The 16,355-nt window shown below is 71.5% G+C and carries 14 protein-coding genes; 11 read left to right on the plus strand and 3 right to left on the minus strand.

All coding sequences use genetic code 11. The features are described 5' to 3' along the window. The 8 genes from ACQEUX_RS30125 (at window position 1) to ACQEUX_RS30160 (ending at window position 11,298) form a co-directional block, all read left to right on the plus strand. Window positions 1-747 carry an ABC transporter ATP-binding protein gene (locus ACQEUX_RS30125; protein WP_433055557.1) on the plus strand — a complete coding sequence of 249 codons (747 nt, stop codon included), beginning with the start codon at window positions 1-3 and terminating at the stop codon, window positions 745-747. Next, complete coding sequence (locus ACQEUX_RS30130) at window positions 744-2,804, plus strand: DUF5941 domain-containing protein (protein WP_433055560.1); 2,061 nt, start codon at window positions 744-746, stop codon at window positions 2,802-2,804. Before ACQEUX_RS30125 ends, ACQEUX_RS30130 begins: the two co-directional genes overlap by 4 nt. A 15-nt stretch (window positions 2,805-2,819) precedes the next feature. Beyond that, a complete protein-coding gene (locus tag ACQEUX_RS30135; protein WP_433055563.1) occupies window positions 2,820-5,030 on the plus strand; it encodes a bifunctional glycosyltransferase/CDP-glycerol:glycerophosphate glycerophosphotransferase in 2,211 nt (736 codons plus the stop codon). Window positions 5,031-5,164: 134 nt separating this feature from the next. Then, entirely contained in the window at window positions 5,165-6,463 is a 1,299-nt protein-coding gene (locus tag ACQEUX_RS30140; protein ID WP_433055566.1) for an ABC transporter ATP-binding protein, read from the plus strand. Between the two features lie 93 nt (window positions 6,464-6,556). Next, a complete protein-coding gene (locus ACQEUX_RS30145) occupies window positions 6,557-7,543 on the plus strand; it encodes a hypothetical protein (protein WP_433055569.1) in 987 nt (328 codons plus the stop codon). Between the two features lie 64 nt (window positions 7,544-7,607). Then, window positions 7,608-8,072 carry a DUF4442 domain-containing protein gene (locus tag ACQEUX_RS30150; RefSeq protein ID WP_433055572.1) on the plus strand — a complete coding sequence of 155 codons (465 nt, stop codon included), beginning with the start codon at window positions 7,608-7,610 and terminating at the stop codon, window positions 8,070-8,072. A gap of 59 nt (window positions 8,073-8,131) precedes the next feature. Then, window positions 8,132-8,929 carry a beta-phosphoglucomutase family hydrolase gene (locus tag ACQEUX_RS30155; RefSeq protein ID WP_433055575.1) on the plus strand — a complete coding sequence of 266 codons (798 nt, stop codon included), beginning with the start codon at window positions 8,132-8,134 and terminating at the stop codon, window positions 8,927-8,929. Continuing rightward, complete coding sequence (locus ACQEUX_RS30160; RefSeq protein WP_433055578.1) at window positions 8,926-11,298, plus strand: glycoside hydrolase family 65 protein; 2,373 nt, start codon at window positions 8,926-8,928, stop codon at window positions 11,296-11,298. Before ACQEUX_RS30155 ends, ACQEUX_RS30160 begins: the two co-directional genes overlap by 4 nt. Window positions 11,299-11,345: 47 nt before the next feature. Here the strand turns inward: ACQEUX_RS30160 and ACQEUX_RS30165 are convergent, their stop codons facing one another. Next, window positions 11,346-11,525: a hypothetical protein gene (locus ACQEUX_RS30165; RefSeq protein ID WP_433055581.1), complete on the minus strand. Its 180-nt coding sequence runs from the start codon at window positions 11,523-11,525 to the stop codon at window positions 11,346-11,348. A 168-nt stretch (window positions 11,526-11,693) separates the two neighbouring features. Between ACQEUX_RS30165 and ACQEUX_RS30170 the strand changes: the two genes are divergently transcribed. Next, complete coding sequence (locus ACQEUX_RS30170) at window positions 11,694-12,347, plus strand: dienelactone hydrolase family protein (protein WP_433055584.1); 654 nt, start codon at window positions 11,694-11,696, stop codon at window positions 12,345-12,347. On the opposite strand, the gene ACQEUX_RS30175 is transcribed toward ACQEUX_RS30170, so the two are convergent. Next, on the minus strand, window positions 12,348-13,451 hold the full coding sequence (locus ACQEUX_RS30175) for an AI-2E family transporter (protein ID WP_433055587.1): 1,104 nt from the start codon (window positions 13,449-13,451) through the stop codon (window positions 12,348-12,350). It lies immediately after the preceding gene. Window positions 13,452-13,609: 158 nt separating this feature from the next. Here ACQEUX_RS30175 and ACQEUX_RS30180 point away from each other — a divergent pair, with 158 nt between their 5' ends. After that, window positions 13,610-13,780, plus strand: coding sequence for an antitoxin (locus ACQEUX_RS30180; protein ID WP_393394344.1), 171 nt, complete (start codon window positions 13,610-13,612; stop codon window positions 13,778-13,780). 340 nt (window positions 13,781-14,120) lie between these two features. Next, window positions 14,121-15,443: an FUSC family protein gene (locus tag ACQEUX_RS30185; protein WP_433055590.1), complete on the plus strand. Its 1,323-nt coding sequence runs from the start codon at window positions 14,121-14,123 to the stop codon at window positions 15,441-15,443. A 10-nt stretch (window positions 15,444-15,453) separates the two neighbouring features. Here the strand turns inward: ACQEUX_RS30185 and ACQEUX_RS30190 are convergent, their stop codons facing one another. After that, window positions 15,454-16,098 carry a C39 family peptidase gene (locus ACQEUX_RS30190; RefSeq protein ID WP_433055593.1) on the minus strand — a complete coding sequence of 215 codons (645 nt, stop codon included), beginning with the start codon at window positions 16,096-16,098 and terminating at the stop codon, window positions 15,454-15,456. Window positions 16,099-16,355 lie beyond the last annotated feature (257 nt).

Consider the following 16,355-nt stretch of genomic DNA (forward strand, 5'->3'; position numbering starts at 1 on the left):
GTGGCCCCGCCGATCATCGAGGCCGACGGTCTGGGCATCCGGTTCGTCCGTAACCGTCGCCGGCAACTGCGGCTGCGGGAGTTGTTCATCCACCGGGGCGGACGCGGTGCCCTGCCTGGCCAGTTCTGGCCGCTACGCGACGTGTCGTTCACCGTCGAGCCGGGCGAGACCGTCGGGGTGATCGGCCGCAACGGCACCGGCAAGAGCACGCTGCTGCGGTTGATCGCCGGGGTGCTCATCCCGGACGAGGGCAGCATCCGGGTGCACGGAGCGGTGGCCCCGCTGCTGGAGTTGTCCGCCGGCTTCTCCAACGACCTGACCGGGCGGGAGAACCTGCACCTGGTCGGTGGGTTGCACGGGCTGTCGGCGAGCTACCTGAAGCGGCACTTCGACGAGATCGTCGAGTTCGCCGGTGAGCAGGTGGAGCGGGCCATCGACACGTCGGTGCGGCACTACTCGTCGGGAATGAAGGTGCGGCTCGGCTTCGCGATCATCTCGCACCTGCCGCATCCGATCCTGCTGATGGACGAGGTGACCGCGGTCGGAGACGCGGAGTTCCGCAAGAAGTGTTACGCGACGATTGATCGTCTGCTCGGGGAGGGGCGCACGCTGGTGCTGGTGTCACACAACGAAAAGGACCTGACCCGGTTCTGCCGTCGGGGGTTGTACCTCGACGCGGGCCGGTTGACGCTCGACGGCACGATCGCCGAGGCGCTGGACGCGTACCACGCCGCGGTCGCACGGTGACGCTCGCGATCGTGCTCGCCGCCGGGACGCCCGCGGCGGGCCTGACCACCGCGACCGGCGAGCCACTGGCCGACCGGCTGGCCGACCAGTTGCGTCGGGCCGGTGCGGACGAGGTGCGCTTCGCCGCCAACCTCGACGAGCTGAGCGCGCTGGTCGACAACGCCTCCACTCCCGTGCTGATCACCGGCACCGACCTGGTCGCGCACACCGCCGTACTGCGGCATCTCGCCACCAGCCCGGTCGGGCCCACGGTGGCGTTGGTGCTCGGCGACCCGCCGGTGCCCGGGCGGACCGCCGTGCGGGAGGAGCGGGGCCAGGTGGTCGACGCCGGCTCGGTGGACGCTCTCGACGGGGACGCCACCGGCGTGTTCGGCGGGGCGCTGCGGGTCGGCGTGGACGACCTGCCCACCCTCGCCGCCGCCGCCCGGGCCGCCGCGTCCGGCTTGCTGCCCATCGCGACTCCCGTCGGCCCGGTCGGCGACGTGGCACCGCTGGCACCGGCCGTCGAGGGTGGGCCCGGCGGGTCGGTCGCGGCCGGTGGCCCCGGGTCCGCCGTGGACCGGCTCTTCGCGGGTCTCGCGGCGCTCGGCACCCTGATCTTCGCCCAGCGGGTACGCCTGCTCGTCGCGCACCGGGCCGAGGACGCGGCCGGGCTGACCGCCGCCGAGGCGGCGGTGACCGCGGTCGACGAGGACCGGGCCGAGTTGCGGCTGTCGGTGAAGGAGAAGGACGACTTCTTCTCCACCTACCTCGTCAGCACCTGGTCGCCGTACGTGGTGCGGCTGGCGGCCCGGCTTCGGCTCACGCCGACCGGGGTGACGGTGATCTCGGTGCTCTTCGCGCTGGCCGCGGCGGTGCTGTTCGGGGTCGGCGGGCGACCCGCGCTGGTCAGCGGTGCGGTGCTGCTCTATCTCGGCTTCGTGCTGGACTGCGTGGATGGCCAGTTGGCGCGCTACACCCGGCACTTCAGCGCCTGGGGTGGCTGGCTGGACACGATGGCGGACCGGGCCAAGGAGTACCTGGTCTACGCCGGTCTGGGCTTCGGGGTGAGCCACGCCGGGCTGGGCAACGGTTGGGCGCTCGCGATCGCCGCGATGACGTTGCAGACCGTCCGGCACATGACCGACACCTGGTACGGGGTGCTGCACGACGAGGCGGCCCGTCGACCGCGCACGGCGACGGGTGCCAGTGGCGGGATCGGTGACCGGCTCAACGCGGCGTCGACCCGGGTGCAGGCGGACACCGGTTCGGTGTCGTACTGGCTGAAGCGGACCGTCGTCTTCCCGATCGGTGAGCGGTGGGCGCTGATCGCGGTGACCGTGGCGCTGTTCAACCCGCTGGTCAGCCTGATCGCGGTGCTGGTCTGGGGTGTGCTGGCGTTCGCGTACACCGGGGCTCTGCGGACGCTGCGGGCCCGCTGGATGTGGGTGCCGGTGCTGGACACGGTCGATGCCACCCTGCACCGCGACGACGGGCCGTTGGCCCGCTGGCTGCCGGTGCTCCGCCCGATGGGGCCGCTCACCCTGGCGGTCATCGCCGCGCTCGGCCCGGCGGTGCTGCTGGTCGCCGCGCTGCTGGGTGACGCGCCGGAGGGGCCGCGCTGGGCGGTACCGGTGGCGCTGCTGGTGTTGCTGGTCGGCGGTCTGGGGGCCGGGGCGGCGCACAACGGTCCGCTGGACTGGCTGGTGCCCGCGGCGTTGCGGGCCGCCGAGTACCTGTTCGCCATCGCGGTCGGGGTGGTCGGTGAGGCGCCGGGTTGGCTGATCTTCGGGTACGTCTTCGTGCTCACCGTGCACCACTACGACCTGACCGCCCGGCTGGAGAAACGGCAGGCGGCACCACCTCTGCACGCGGCCACCCTGGGCTGGGAGGGGCGCTCGGTGCTGCTCGCCCTCGCGGCGATTGCCAGCATCGCGGGTATCGGGCTGGCTACACTCGGTGCGTACCTTCTCGTGGTTTTCGTGGTGAGCGTCGTCCTGGCCTGGTTCGTCCGACCGGCCCGTAGCGCGCGGGCGTCGGTCGCGCCGGCGGGCGCTGGAGGTGCCGCGCCGCGCTGACGGAGGGACGGCCGGATGACCCTGATCAGTTTCGTGGTGCCGGCCTTCCGGGTGCAGGGATACCTGCGCGAATGCCTGGACTCCATCCTCGGTCAGCCGGTGACCGACATCGAGGTGATCGCCGTCGACGACTGCTCGCCGGACGCCAGCGGCGACATCATCGACGAGTACGCGGCCCGCGACCAGCGGGTCCGCTCGGTCCGGCTGCCGGAGAACGTCGGCCTCGGTCCAGCCCGCAACATCGGGCTGGACCGGGCCGTCGGTGAGTACGTGTGGTTCCTCGACGGTGACGACTGGCTGGTGCCGGATTGCCTGCCGGAGGTCGCCGAGCGGCTGCGGGCCACCAGCCCCGACGTGCTGCTGGTCGACCACGTCCGGGCGCACTGGAACGACACCGTCACCCGCAGCGCGATGGCCGAGGTGTTCCCGGAGTCGCCGGGCGCGGGCACCTTCCGGCTGCGGGACCGGCCGGAGGCGATGCACCTGCTGCACACGGCGTGGAACCGGTTGGTCCGCCGGGAGTTCCTGGTCGACCTGGGGCTGCGCTTCGCGCCCGGCTGGTACGAGGACGTCTCGTTCAGCTACCCGGTGCTGATGGCGGCGCAGCGGATCGGCGTACTGGATCAGGTCTGCGTCAACTACCGGCAACGCCGCGCCGGCGCGATCACCCGGACCCGGGGTGACCGGCATTTCGAGGTCTTCCCACAGTGGCACCGGGTCTTCCACCTGATGGATTCGTGGGCGCCGACGACCGATGGTCTGCGGTCGGCGGTCTTCGAGCGGATGATCTGGCACTACCTGACCGTGCTCGGCAACGGCCAGCGGATCGCCCCGGAGCTGCGACCGGCGTTCTTCGCGCAGATCACCGCCGACTACGAACGCTGGCTGCCGCCCGGCGGCTACCCGGTGCCGGACGGGGTGGAGGGAATCAAACACCGGCTCGTCGCTTCTGGCCGTTGGCGTACGTTCAGCGCGTTGCGGACCGCCAGCCGGGCTCGCGACGTTGCCCGCCGGCAGGCCCGCACCGCCCGGCGGCGGGTCGGTCCGGTCGCTCGACGTGGTGCCCGGCTGACCCGCGACGGCCTGCTGCGCGAGTACTACCGGGCGGAGTTGCGCCGGCCGATCGATCCGACGCTCGCGGTGTACGCCGCCTACTGGTACCGGGGGTACTCCTGCAACCCGGCGGCGATCTACGAGGTCGCCCGCCGGTTGGCGCCGGGCGTGCGTGGGGTGTGGATCGTGCGCCGGGACCGGGTGGAGACCGTGCCGGACGGGGTGGAGTACGTGGTCGCCGGCACCCCGGCGTACTACCGGGTTCTCGCCCGCGCCCGGTGGCTGATCAACAACGTCAACTTTCCGGACTTCGTCCGCAAGCGGCCGGAACAGGTGCACCTGCAGACCCACCACGGCACACCGGTCAAGGTGATGGGGCTGGACCAGCAGCGCTACCCGATCGGGGCCGGGCGGATGGACTTCGCCGGGCTGCTGCGCCGGGTGGACCGCTGGGACTACAGCGTCAGCGCGAACAGCTTCTCCACCCAGATGTGGGACCGGGCGTACCCAGCCACGTACACGACCCTGGAGGTGGGCTACCCGCGGAACGACCGCCTGGTCACAGCCGGCCCGGACGAGGTGCGCCGGCTTCGCGCGGAGTTCGGCGTCGGTCCCGACGAGCAGGTCGTGCTGTACGCCCCGACGCACCGCGAGCACCTGCCCGGCTACCGGCCGCCGTTCGACCCGGACCGGTTCGTGCGGGCGCTGGGTGAGTCGGGCCGGCTGCTGATGCGCAGCCACTACTTCCACGACCGTGACCGCCGGCCCGGCCGCCCGCTGGACTGGGAGCGGGTTCGCGATGTCAGCGGTCACCAGCGGGTGGAGGATCTCTACCTGGTGGCCGACGTCCTGGTCACCGACTACTCGTCGGCGATGTTCGACTATGCGGTGCTGGACCGGCCGATCGTGCTCTACGCCCCGGACTGGGAGGCGTACCGGCTGGCCCGGGGGGTCTACTTCGACGTCACGGCCGAGCCGCCGGGCGCGGTGGCGACCACCTTCGCCGATCTGCTTGACGTGTTCCGTACCGACGCGGTGCGGTCGGACACGGCGACCAAGGCCCGCGAGCGTTTCCGGGGCCGGTTCTCCACACTGGACGACGGGCGTGCGGCCGAGCGGGTGGTGCGCCAGGTGTTCCTGGGGGAGCCGGGCGAGCGGTCGTCGCGCTGCTGATCACGTCGTGCGTCGCCCTTCTGTCGTGTAATAGCAGCGTCATGTGCCGAACATAAGACGTTTACCCGATGTGCTGATCCAATGATCCTGGTCACAGTCTTGTGGGGTTCGGCCGACGAGCTGGGGAGGCGACGGTGAGCACCGTCACGCTCAAGGATGTGTCCAAGATCTTCAGGGACGGCACGCTCGCCGTCGACAGCATCAACCTTGACGTCAACGATGGCGAGTTCATGGTGCTGCTCGGGCCGTCCGGCTGCGGCAAGTCCACCGTGCTGCGGATGATCGCCGGGTTGGAGGATCCCACCCATGGCGCGGTCATGCTCGACGGGGAGATGGCGAACGACCTGCCCCCACGCGACCGCAAGATTGCCATGGTCTTCCAGGACTTCGCGCTCTACCCGCACATGACCGTCGGCGACAACATCGCCTTTCCGCTGCGGCTGGCCGGGGTGGAGCCGGCGCCACGCGGCGAGCGGGTCAGCGACGTGGCCAGCGCGTTGGGCATCGGCGACGTGCTGGCGCGCAAGCCTGGTCAGCTCTCCGGTGGGCAGCGGCAGCGGGTGGCGATGGGCCGGGCGATCGTCCGCCGGCCCGGCCTGTTCCTCATGGACGAGCCGCTGTCCAATCTGGACAGCGGCCTCCGCGCCGAGCTGCGCGCGGAGATCTCGGGCCTGACCCGCGAGCTGGGCGTCACCACCGTCTACGTCACCCACGACCAGGCCGAGGCGCTCACCATGGCCGACCGGGTGGCCATCATGCGCCGCGGCGTGCTCCAGGACGTGGGCACACCCACCCAGGTGTACGGTCGGCCGGCGACGCTCTACGTGGCAGCCTTCCTGGGCAGCCCGCGGATGAACCTGCTGGAGGCGTCGGTCTACGTCCACCTCGACCGGTACGTCACGCTCAATCTCGGTGACCAGTCGCTCTACCTGCCCTGGAACGACATCCGCAGCCGGGCGGTGGCGCACTACCACGGTGAGCGGATCGTGGTCGGCATGCGGGCCGAGGCGCTCACCCCCGTCTCCCCGGACACCCCTGGCGACGTGCTGCGCGGGCGGATCCGCTACCTGGAGCACCACGGGCACGAGTCGCTGGCGTTCCTCGACATCGGCGCGACCGCGATCGTGGTCGACGAGATGGGTGCGCCGCTGGACCCGCCACCGGTGGGCCAGCGCGGCCTGCGTCGGTTCGGGTCGGTGATGCAGCGACTCACCGGCAAGCCGGTGGAGGCGCAGGACGCACCGGTTGGTAGCACCCGGACCAGCGTGCTCCCGGACCCGGGCCGACACCATCGCCGCCCGGCGGAGCTGGCGGTGCGGCTGGCACCGTACCCGGCGGTCACCGCTGGCCACCCGCTCGCCGTCTCGGTCCGGATGGACGCGCTGCACTTCTTCGACGAGCGCGGCGCCCGGATCGACGTGGGTTGGCGTTGACGACCCACCGGAGCGGGGTGGCGGACCTGCCACCCGGTGCCCTACCGTCTGCGCACCCATCCATCGTGAAAGACCACTGAGAGGGGTGCACCCGTGTCGGGTGACCGTCCCAGCCCACTCGTCATCGAGCGCATCCTGCGGGATCGCGAGGGCATCTGGCAGCAGATCGTGGCCGAGCGTGACCTCAACGTACTGACCGGGCGGATGCTGGCCAGCTCCGCGGTCGCACTGGCCTGTTACGGGGCGGTGCTGGGTTTCTTCCACAGCCCGCTGATGGCGTTGACCTCGGCGCTCAAGCTGCCGCTGCTGTTCCTGGTCACGCTGGCGATCTGCCTGCCGACGCTCTACCTGTTCAATCTGGTCTTCGGTGCCCGGCTCTCGGTGCGCCAGTCCTTGGCGCTGGTGATGGTGGCGATCACGGTCACCTCGATGCTCGCGGTGGCGTTCGCGCCGATCAGTCTCTTCTTCCTGATCACCGCCGACGACTACCAGTTCTTCAAGCTGCTCAACGTGGCGATCCTGACCATGTCGGCGCTGGTCGGGCTCCGCTTCCTGACCGGCGGGATGCAGGTGCTCAACGACCACGGCACCGCCCCGGCGGCCGCCGACATCCCGGCCCCGGCCCAGCCCGCGCCGGTTGCCGTGCCGGCCGGTTCGGTGCCGGTTGCCGCGCCGGGCGCGGACCAGGGAGCCGTGCCGGTCGCCGTGCCAGCCGGAGCGGCGGTGGCCGAGTCGACCTCGAACGGCGCCGCGGTCGCCGCGCAGACTCCGGCGCAGGTCCCGGCCCAGTGGAGCGGGCAGCCGGCCGGGACCGCGTTCCCGCCCGGCATGCTGCCGCCCGGCTACCCGGCGCCACACCGCCCGTGGGCCAATCCGCCGGTCCGGCGCGGCGAGCCGAGTCAGCGGCCGGCCAGCATGACCCTGCTCTACATCTGGATCCTGCTCTTCGGTTTCGTCGGCACCCAGTTGGCCTGGACACTGCGCCCGTTCTTCGGTGACCCGGGCCAGGATTTCTCCTTCTTCCGCAGCATCGACGGCAACTTCTACGCAGCGATCCTGCGGACCATCGCCAACCTCTGAGGCTCGGCCGGAACCGGCGAATCGCCTGGTTGCCCGGCTGGTTACCGGCTAGTAACGTCAGGCCATGACCATCGACTCCCGCCAGGTGGCGGCCGGCATGCTGGAAGCGGTGCCGTTCGCCCGTACGCTCGGCTTCGAATTCGTCGAGGTGGCACCCGAGGCCGAGGGCGGGGTGCGGGCGGTCGTCCGGCTGCCCGACTCGCCGGCCACCCACAACCACGTCGGCGGGCCACACGCCGGCGCCATGTTCACCCTCGGCGAGACGGCCTCCGGCGCGGTCGTGCTGGCTGCCTTCGGGCAGCTGCTCGACCGGGCCGTGCCGCTCGCCGTCCGGGCCGAGATCGCCTACCGCAAGCTCGCCATGGGCCCGGTGCTGGCCACCGCACGGCTCGGCCGACCGGCTCTCGAGGTGATCGAGGAGCTGGAGTCCGGCCGGCGGCCGGAATTCCCCGTCGAGGTGGAGATCGCGACCGAGGACGGCACGCCCACCTCGGCGATGACCGTCGTTTGGACGCTGCGACCGAACTGAACACGCCGGGGCGGGCGGAAACGTGTTTGTCGGCCCAGCGGGGTGGATAGATTCGTACCGTGCTGGGCCTACCTGCTCATGTGACCGCCTGTCTCTTCGATCTGGACGGTGTGCTGACGCAGACCGCCCGAGTGCACAACGCCGCTTGGACGCAGACGTTCGACGAGTTTCTCCGGCAGCGCGCGACAGCCTCCGGCGAACCGTTCCAACCGTTCGATCCCGGCCCGGACTACAACCGCTACGTCGACGGCCGGCCCCGCGCTGACGGGGTCCGATCGTTCCTCGCCTCGCGCGGAATCGTGCTGCCCGAGGGCAGCCCGGACGACCCGCCGGACGCCGACACCGTCAACGGCGTGGGCAACCGCAAGAACGTCCTGCTGCTGCAGCGGCTGCGCGCATCCGGCGTCGACGTCTACCCGGGCTCGGTGCGCTACCTGAAGGCGGCCACCGCCGCCGGGCTGCGCCGAGCCGTGGTGACCGCGAGCGCCAACGGGGGCGAGGTGGTCGCCGCGGCCGCGCTGGAGTCACTCCTTCAGGCCCGAGTGGACGGGCTGGTCGCGCGGGCTCAGGGGCTGCGCGGCAAGCCGCACCCGGACACCTTCCTCGCCGGGGCCAGGCTGCTCGGCGTCGACCCGACGCAAGCCGCCGTCTTCGAGGACGCGCTCTCCGGGGTGGCCGCCGGCCGTGCCGGTGGCTTCGGTTACGTGGTCGGCGTCGACCGCGTCGGGCAGGCCGACGAGTTGCTCGCGCACGGCGCCGACACCGTCGTCAAGGATCTCGCCGATTTGCTCGACGCGGCCGATCCGCCGGCGCGCGACGCTGCCGCCCACCCGACCGGCGAACGGGGTTCCGCGTGATCAGGGAGCGGGCCTATCCGGTCGAGCCGTGGCACATCCGGGAGACCCGGCTGGACATGGACGTGCTGGCCCAGTCGGAGTCGGTCTTCGCGCTCTCCAACGGGCACGTGGGGCTACGGGGCAACCTCGACGAGGGTGAGCCGCACGGCCTGCCCGGCACGTACCTCAACTCGTTCTACGAGCTGCGCCCACTGCCCTACGCGGAGGCCGGCTACGGTTTTCCCGAGTCCGGCCAGACCATCGTCAACGTCACCAACGGCAAACTGATCCGCCTGCTCGTCGACGACGAACCGCTCGACGTGCGCTACGGGGAGCTGCTGGCCCACGAGCGGATCCTCGACCTGCGGGCCGGGACCCTGCACCGGGAGCTGCACTGGCGCTCGCCCGCCGGCCGGGAGGTCAAGGTCCGCAGCACCCGCCTGGTCTCGTTCACCCAGCGGTCGGTCGCCGCCATCAGCTACGAGGTGGAGGCCGTCGACGGCCCCCTGCGGCTGATCGTGCAGTCCGAGTTGGTGGCCAACGAGTCGCTGCCCGCGCAGAGTAATGATCCGCGGGTCGCGGCGGTGCTGGAGTCGCCGTTGCAGGCCGAGGAGGAGCTGACCACCCCGGACGGCGGGCAGTTGATCCACCGCACCAAGGTCTCCGGGCTGCGGGTCGCCGCGGCGATGGAGCACGAGGTGCACGGCCCGGACCGCACCACCATCGAGTCCGAGGGATACCAGGACTGGGTGCGCACCACGATCGCCTGCGTGCTCGAACCCGGCCAGAAGCTGCGGGTGATCAAGTATCTGACGTACAGCTGGTCGAGCCGGCGGTCGCTGCCCGCGCTGCGCGACCAGGTGGGCGCGGCGCTGGCTGGCGCCCGGCTCGACGGCTGGGACGGGCTCCACCGGGAGCAGCGCAACTACCTCGACGCGTTCTGGGACGCGGCCGACGTGCTGGTCGAGGGCGACCCGGAGGTGCAGCAGGCGGTCCGGTTCGGTCTCTTCCACGTGCTCCAGGCCGGTGCCCGGGCCGAGCAGCGGCCGATCTCGGCGAAGGGTCTGACCGGCCCCGGTTACGACGGGCACGCATTCTGGGACACCGAGATGTTCGTCCTGCCGGTGCTCACGTACACCCAGCCGAGCGCCGTGCGCAGCGCGCTGCAGTGGCGGCACAGCACGCTCGACTCGGCGAGGGAGCGTGCCGAGACGCTCAACCTCAAGGGTGCCGCCTTCCCCTGGCGGACCATCGAGGGCCCGGAGTCCTCCGGATACTGGCCGGCCGGCACGGCGGCCTTCCATATCGCCGCCGACGTCGCCGACGCCATGCGCCGCTACGTGTTGGTCACCGGAGACACCGAGCTGGAGCGGCAGATCGGGCTGGAGTTGCTGGTGGAGACCGCCCGGCTGTGGCGCTCGATCGGCCACCACGACCGGCACGGGCAGTTCCACATCGACGGTGTCACCGGCCCGGACGAGTACACCGCCGTGAAGAACGACAACATCTACACCAACCTGATGGCGCAGCGGAACCTGCAGGCCGCCGCCGACGTGGTGATGCGCTACCAGGACGAGGCGTTCCACCTCGGGGTCACCGACGAGGAGGCCGCGAGTTGGCGGGACGCCGCCGCCTCCATGCACGTACCGTACGACGAGGAGCTCAACGTCCACCAGCAGGTGGAGGGGTTCACCCGCCTCGAGGAATGGGACTTCACGCACACACCGGCGGAAAAATATCCACTGCTGCTGCACTACCCGTACTTCGAGCTGTACCGCAAGCAGGTGGTCAAGCAGGCCGACCTCGTTCTCGCCATGCACTGGCGGGGGGACGCGTTCACACCCGAGCAGAAGGTACGCAACTTCCTCTACTACGAGCGCCGAACCGTACGCGACTCGTCGTTGTCGGCCTGCACCCAGGCGGTGCTCGCCGCCGAGGTGGGCCACCCGGAGCTGGCGCACACCTACCTGCGCGAGGCCGCGCTGATGGACCTGCACGACCTCAACGAGAACACCCGGGACGGCGTACACATGGCGTCGTTGGCCGGCGCGTGGCTCGCCCTGGTCGGTGGACTCGGCGGTCTGCGGGACCACGACGGCAAGCTGTCCTTCGCGCCCCGGCTCTCCAGCCGACTCAGCCGCCTGGAGTTCTCCCTCCAGTGGCGAGGCCTGGCGCTGCGGGTGGATGTCCGACCGCACCAGACGACATACTCGCTCCGCCACGGCGGCCCGGACGATGTGGTGGAACTGCGCCACCATGACCAGGTGCTGCGGGTGACCTGCGACGAGCCGGTGACGGTGCCGGTGCCGCCGGCCGAGCCGTCCGGCCCTCCGCCCGAGCAGCCACCAGGCAGGTCACCGCTGCTGCGGTTGCCCGAGCGCGAACAGTGACGGTCGGGGCGGGAGTGCTCCCGCCCCGACCGCCCCCCGCGTGGATGTCAGACCGGCTCGCCGGTCGACGGGCGCCCGATCGCGTCCCGGGGCGCCATCGCCTTCGGATCGTCGGGCAGCCGGGCCGACGCGGCCTGGTCCCCGAAGTCCTGGTTGCGTTCGGCATCCTGTTCACGCCGGGTCCGCTCGGTCAACTCCTGCTGCCGGGAAATCTGCTGCTTGGCCATGACGATCCTCGCGATCCGTCGGGGCGCGGTTGCGCCGACACGGTCTGCGGTCGCTCGTCGCGTACCCGACGGCCCTCCCGACAAACGCGACCGTCAGCGATGCCGCTCGGTGCGTGCGGTGCGGCGGGCGGGGTACCCGGGTCGCAGCCGAGCACACGGAGGTGGGGCATGGACGAGCAGAGCAGCACGGTGACCATCCCGGTCGGGGACGCTCAACTCCCCGCCGACCTGATGCTGCCCGCTCAGCCGGTCGGCGTGGTGCTCTTCGCGCACGGCAGCGGCAGCTCCCGGCACAGCCCGCGCAACGTGGCGGTGGCTCGTACGCTCAACGGTCGAGGGCTCGGCACGGTGCTCGTGGACCTGCTCACTCCGACCGAGGACGAGGTGGACGCACGCACCGCCGAACTGCGGTTCGACATCGGGCTACTGGCCAGCCGGCTGGCCGGGATCGTCGACTGGTTGGCGGTCGAGCGGCCCGCCGGTGACGTACCGATCGGTCTGTTCGGGGCCAGCACGGGTGCCGCCGCCGCCCTGGTCGCGGCGTCGTCCCGCGCCAATCGGGTGGGCGCCGTGGTCAGCCGGGGCGGTCGGCCGGACCTCGCCGGAGACGCGCTGGCCCAGGTGCGTACCCCGACGCTGCTGCTGGTCGGCGGCCTGGACGAGGAAGTGATCACGCTCAACGAGCGGGCGCTGGCCGAGTTGGGGGAGGTCGGCGAGCTGCGGATCGTCCCCGGCGCCACTCATCTCTTCGAGGAGCCCGGCACCCTTGAACAGGTCGCCGACCACGCGGGTACCTGGTTCACCACCCACCTCAGCCGATGATCAGTCTGCCGGCATGAGGGTTGACGTGGAGCGACGCTGTTGGACGGTGTCGATGACGCGCCAGAGGACGGCGGTGATCGGGACGCTGACGAAGGCGCCAGCGATGCCCGCGATCAGCGTCCCCGCGGTGACCGCTACCAGGATCACCGCCGGGTGCAGTCGGACCTGCCGCTTCATGATCAGCGGCTCCAGCAGGTTGCCCTCGATCTGCTGCACGGCGATCACCGCGGCGAGGGTGAGCAGTGCGGTGGTGGGGCCGTTCGCGGCCAGTGCCACCAGCACCGCCACCGCGCCGGCCACCGTCGCCCCGATGATCGGCACGAAACCGCCGAGAAAGGTGATCAGCGCCAGCGGTAGGGCGAGCGGCACCCGCAGAACCACCAGAGCGAGACCGATGCCGATCGCGTCGATCGCGGCGATCACCATGGTGCCCCGGCTGTACGCACCCAACGTCTGCCAACCGGCCCGGCCTGCCTCGGCCAGCACGGGTTGGTTCGGGCCGGACACCCGCGACAGCACCCAGTGCCACATCGACCGGCCGTCCTTCAGGAGGAAGAAGAGCAGCACCAGGGCGAGCAGCGCGGAGCCGAACACCTCGGTGGCGGTCCGGGCACCCGCCACCGGGTCCGGCGAGGTGCCGCTCAGCCCCTGCCGGGCCTGGTCGACCAGCCGGTCAAGCTGTGCGTCGGTGACCGGCAGCGTGGACGTCACGAAGTCCCGGCTGCGCTCAACCCCCTGTGTCAGCTCCTGGCTGAGCTGGTCGAACTGGCTGGCGGTCAGATTCCACACCAGGGCGCCGACGCCGACCAGGATGCCGAGCAGCAGCAGCACGGTGCACAGTGCGGCCAACGCCCCAGGCAGTCGCAGCCGGCGCAGCAGGAGAAGCACCGGGTCGAGCAGCGCGGTGAGGAAGATGGTGGCGGCCAGCGCGATGGCCAGCGGCGCCAGCAGGACGGCGATCCGGCCCAGCAGATAGAGCCCGGCGACGATCACCACCAGGCAGGCACTCCACAACACCGCGGTCCGGACCAGCCAGGGCAGCGCGGCCCAACTCTGGCGCGGCCCGGGGTCGCCGCTCGTCGCTCCGGGTTCCTCTGCCGCCATGTCGGTCCTCCTCGATCTCGGCGAGGTCGGTACCCAGCCGGTCGTGCGCCGACACCTGTATCAACTCCGCACCCGGGTCGTCGGCGTTTGCACCGTCGGGCCGAGGGAACGCGAACGGCGAGCGACCGGACTGGAGGAGGAGTGCCGTGGGTGACTTCATGGACAAGGCCAAGGACTTCGCCGACAAGCATGACAAGCAGGTCGATCAGGGTATGGAGAAGGCTGGCGACATGGCCGACAAGCGCACCGGCGGCAAGTACGACGACCAGATCGACAAGGGCGTCGATCAGGCGCAGGCGCGCACCGGTGAGGGCGACCAGGTCCGCTGACGCACCGGACGCCTCCCGGGCCGCCGAGGTCGTCGGCGGCCCGGGAGTCCCCTGTCCGGACGCGGCACCGTCAGTGCAGCTGTTTCTCGCGTTCTCCTCCTCCCGCACGTGGTCTCGGACGGTGCTGGTCAGATGAGCGACCAACTCGTCGAAGCGAGGGTCGGACGGGTCGACGGACTCCCAGCTCTTTCATGATCGGTGGGAGGTGTGTGGCCCTGGTACCCCCACGGGGCTGCGCAAACCTACGACCGCCGATGGGTCGGCCGGTGCCGGGGGTGTCAGTGGTGCCGGTGGGTCGTACCGGCACGATTGCCCCGCCGTCGCCGGGGTAACCGCCGCCATGACCGACGCCCGCCCACCGGACGACCGCGACCAGTCGCGGCTCGACGAGGCCACCGAGCGGAGCGGCCGGGCGGTTCGACGGGTACGGCGCCGCAGCGGGCAGGCCGGCCGGATTCGCGCCCGGCAGTGGGAGGTCACCCTGGTGATCTCCATCCAGGCCGGGCTGGCCGCGGCGATCGCCGCCCTGCTCGCCCAGAACCTGCTCGGCCCCGGAGCGCACGTCTTCGCGCCAGCGGCCGCCGTCGGTACGATCGCCACCGCCATCGGGCAGCGGGCCCGACGCACCTTCGAGCTGTTGGGCGGCGTGGGCCTGGGCATCGTCATCGGGGACACACTGCGGTTCGTTCTCGGCTCGGGCCCGTGGCAGACCGGCGTGGTGGTGGCGCTGGCCATCGCCGCCGCGTTGCTGGTGGCCGGGAAGGGCGGGCCGCTGGTCGGTCAGGCCGGCGGTACGGCGGTGCTGATCGCCACGCTGGCCCCGATGGAACGCGGCCTGGAGGTGCCCCGCATCTTCGACGCGCTCGTCGGCGGGGCGGTCGGCCTGGTGGTGGTCGCCCTGCTGTTGCCGGTCAATCCGATGCGAGTGCTGGATCGGGCCGCGGCGCCGATCTTCGAGATCATCTGCGAGCAACTCGCCGAGCTGGCGCAGGCGATGCGGGAGCGCGACGGCGATCGGACGATGCGTGTCCTGGAACGGCTCCGTGCCACCGACGGCGACGTGAGCCGGTTGCACGACGCGCTGAGCGGGGCGGAGGAGGTGGTGACGATCGCTCCGGTCCGCTGGCACCGCCGAGAGCAGTACCACCGGTACGCCCGCAGCGCGGGTCACCTGGAGCGGTTGCTGCTGGACACCCGCGCCATGGCCCGGTGGTCGACGACCGCACTGCAGTACGACGAACCGATCCCGCGGGAGTTGCCGGACGCGATGGGCCGGTTGGGTCACGGGGTGGCGGAGATGCGTACGGAGTGCCGAGTCGGTGACGACCCCGAGCGCACCCGTCAGCTGGTCGAACAGTGCGCCCAGTTGGCCGGGCGGGCCGCGGCGAGCGGGGTCGAGTCGTTCGGCGAGTCGCTCATCACCGGTCTGCGTACCGCGGCGAGTGACCTTCTCCGGGCAGCGGGCTGCGACCCCGACGACGCCAACCGGATCGTGCGCCGGGCGGCCGGGGCCGGCGAGGCGGCCGTCCACCCGATGGTCCGGCGGCAGCTGCACCGCGCCCGGCCGACGCGGGCCGTCCGGGCTCGTCGACGCGCGCACCTCGCCGCCCGGATGCGCATGGCAAACGGGCCGGCCTCCCCGGAAGGGAGACCGGCCCGGTGAACCATCAGGCTCAGGCGGAGTAACCGCGCTCGGCGATCCAGTTCGCGACCTTCGGCAGGCTCACCCAGTACTCGCCCAACGCCGGGTCGGCCGGGTCGGCGACCCGGATGGAGTCGCCACCGTCGCGGTAGCCGACCAGGGTCACGTAGTGGCCGCCCTCGTACGAGTGCGGGTTGCCGTCGGTGTCCACGGTCGTGCCCTTGATGTTGGCCACCACCGGTCGACCGGCGTCCACCGCGGCCAGCACGTCCCGGCGCAGCTGCTCGACCTGATCGGGCCGAGCCACCGAGTCGCTGATCTCGATGGTCCGGTACTTGCCGCCGGTCAGCTCGTTGAGCACCCGCGTGGTGTCCAGGGCCGAGGGCGTGCCCGCCTCGGTCGTGCCGAGCAGCTTGGCCACCTCGTCCTGGGAGAGTGCCTTGCCCTGGGCGGACAACGCGATCCGGGTCGCGGCCGGACCGCAGTAGAAGAAGTTCGGCTGGGCCTGGTAGTCGATGCCGAGGATCCGTTCGGCGGACCGGTCGGTCTGGCTCGACGACGTCGGTGCAGCCGGCATCGGGGCGGCCTGGGCGGCTACCGCCGGGCCGAGGGCGCAACCGCCGGCGACCAGCAGGCCGACGACGGACAGGCCGCTCTTCTGGATGATCGGGTTCATGGTCGAGTCTCCGTTCGGGGGGTTGGCCGCCTCCGACCGGCGGAGGGCGGCAGCACCGGGAATGGCGCTCGGCTCATCACGGGGCGACGACCAGCGGCGGTTGCCGCCGTGGGCGTACCGGGGATGTAACGGCCCTGCTCCGGCACGCATTCCGTCACCTGCTGTAGGTGCGGCGTCGCGCTCGGGTGCAACAGCGGGCGGCGAGGTGGGATTCCGAGAACCACACGCGGTCGAGCGCCGTGTCGGTCAGGGGTGGG

The sequence above is a fragment of the Micromonospora sp. CA-259024 genome (genome assembly GCF_050936255.1).
Lineage (GTDB): Bacteria > Actinomycetota > Actinomycetes > Mycobacteriales > Micromonosporaceae > Micromonospora.

Coding starts and splice junctions, on each gene's coding strand:
- ACQEUX_RS30185 (WP_433055590.1), top strand. CDS start 14,121: ATGACCGACGCCCGCCCACCGGACGACCGCGACCAGTCGCGGCTCGAC.
- ACQEUX_RS30135 (WP_433055563.1), top strand. CDS start 2,820: ATGACCCTGATCAGTTTCGTGGTGCCGGCCTTCCGGGTGCAGGGATAC.
- ACQEUX_RS30180 (WP_393394344.1), top strand. CDS start 13,610: ATGGACAAGGCCAAGGACTTCGCCGACAAGCATGACAAGCAGGTCGAT.
- ACQEUX_RS30150 (WP_433055572.1), top strand. CDS start 7,608: ATGACCATCGACTCCCGCCAGGTGGCGGCCGGCATGCTGGAAGCGGTG.
- ACQEUX_RS30190 (WP_433055593.1), bottom strand. CDS start 16,098: ATGAACCCGATCATCCAGAAGAGCGGCCTGTCCGTCGTCGGCCTGCTG.
- ACQEUX_RS30175 (WP_433055587.1), bottom strand. CDS start 13,451: ATGGCGGCAGAGGAACCCGGAGCGACGAGCGGCGACCCCGGGCCGCGC.
- ACQEUX_RS30170 (WP_433055584.1), top strand. CDS start 11,694: ATGGACGAGCAGAGCAGCACGGTGACCATCCCGGTCGGGGACGCTCAA.
- ACQEUX_RS30165 (WP_433055581.1), bottom strand. CDS start 11,525: ATGGCCAAGCAGCAGATTTCCCGGCAGCAGGAGTTGACCGAGCGGACC.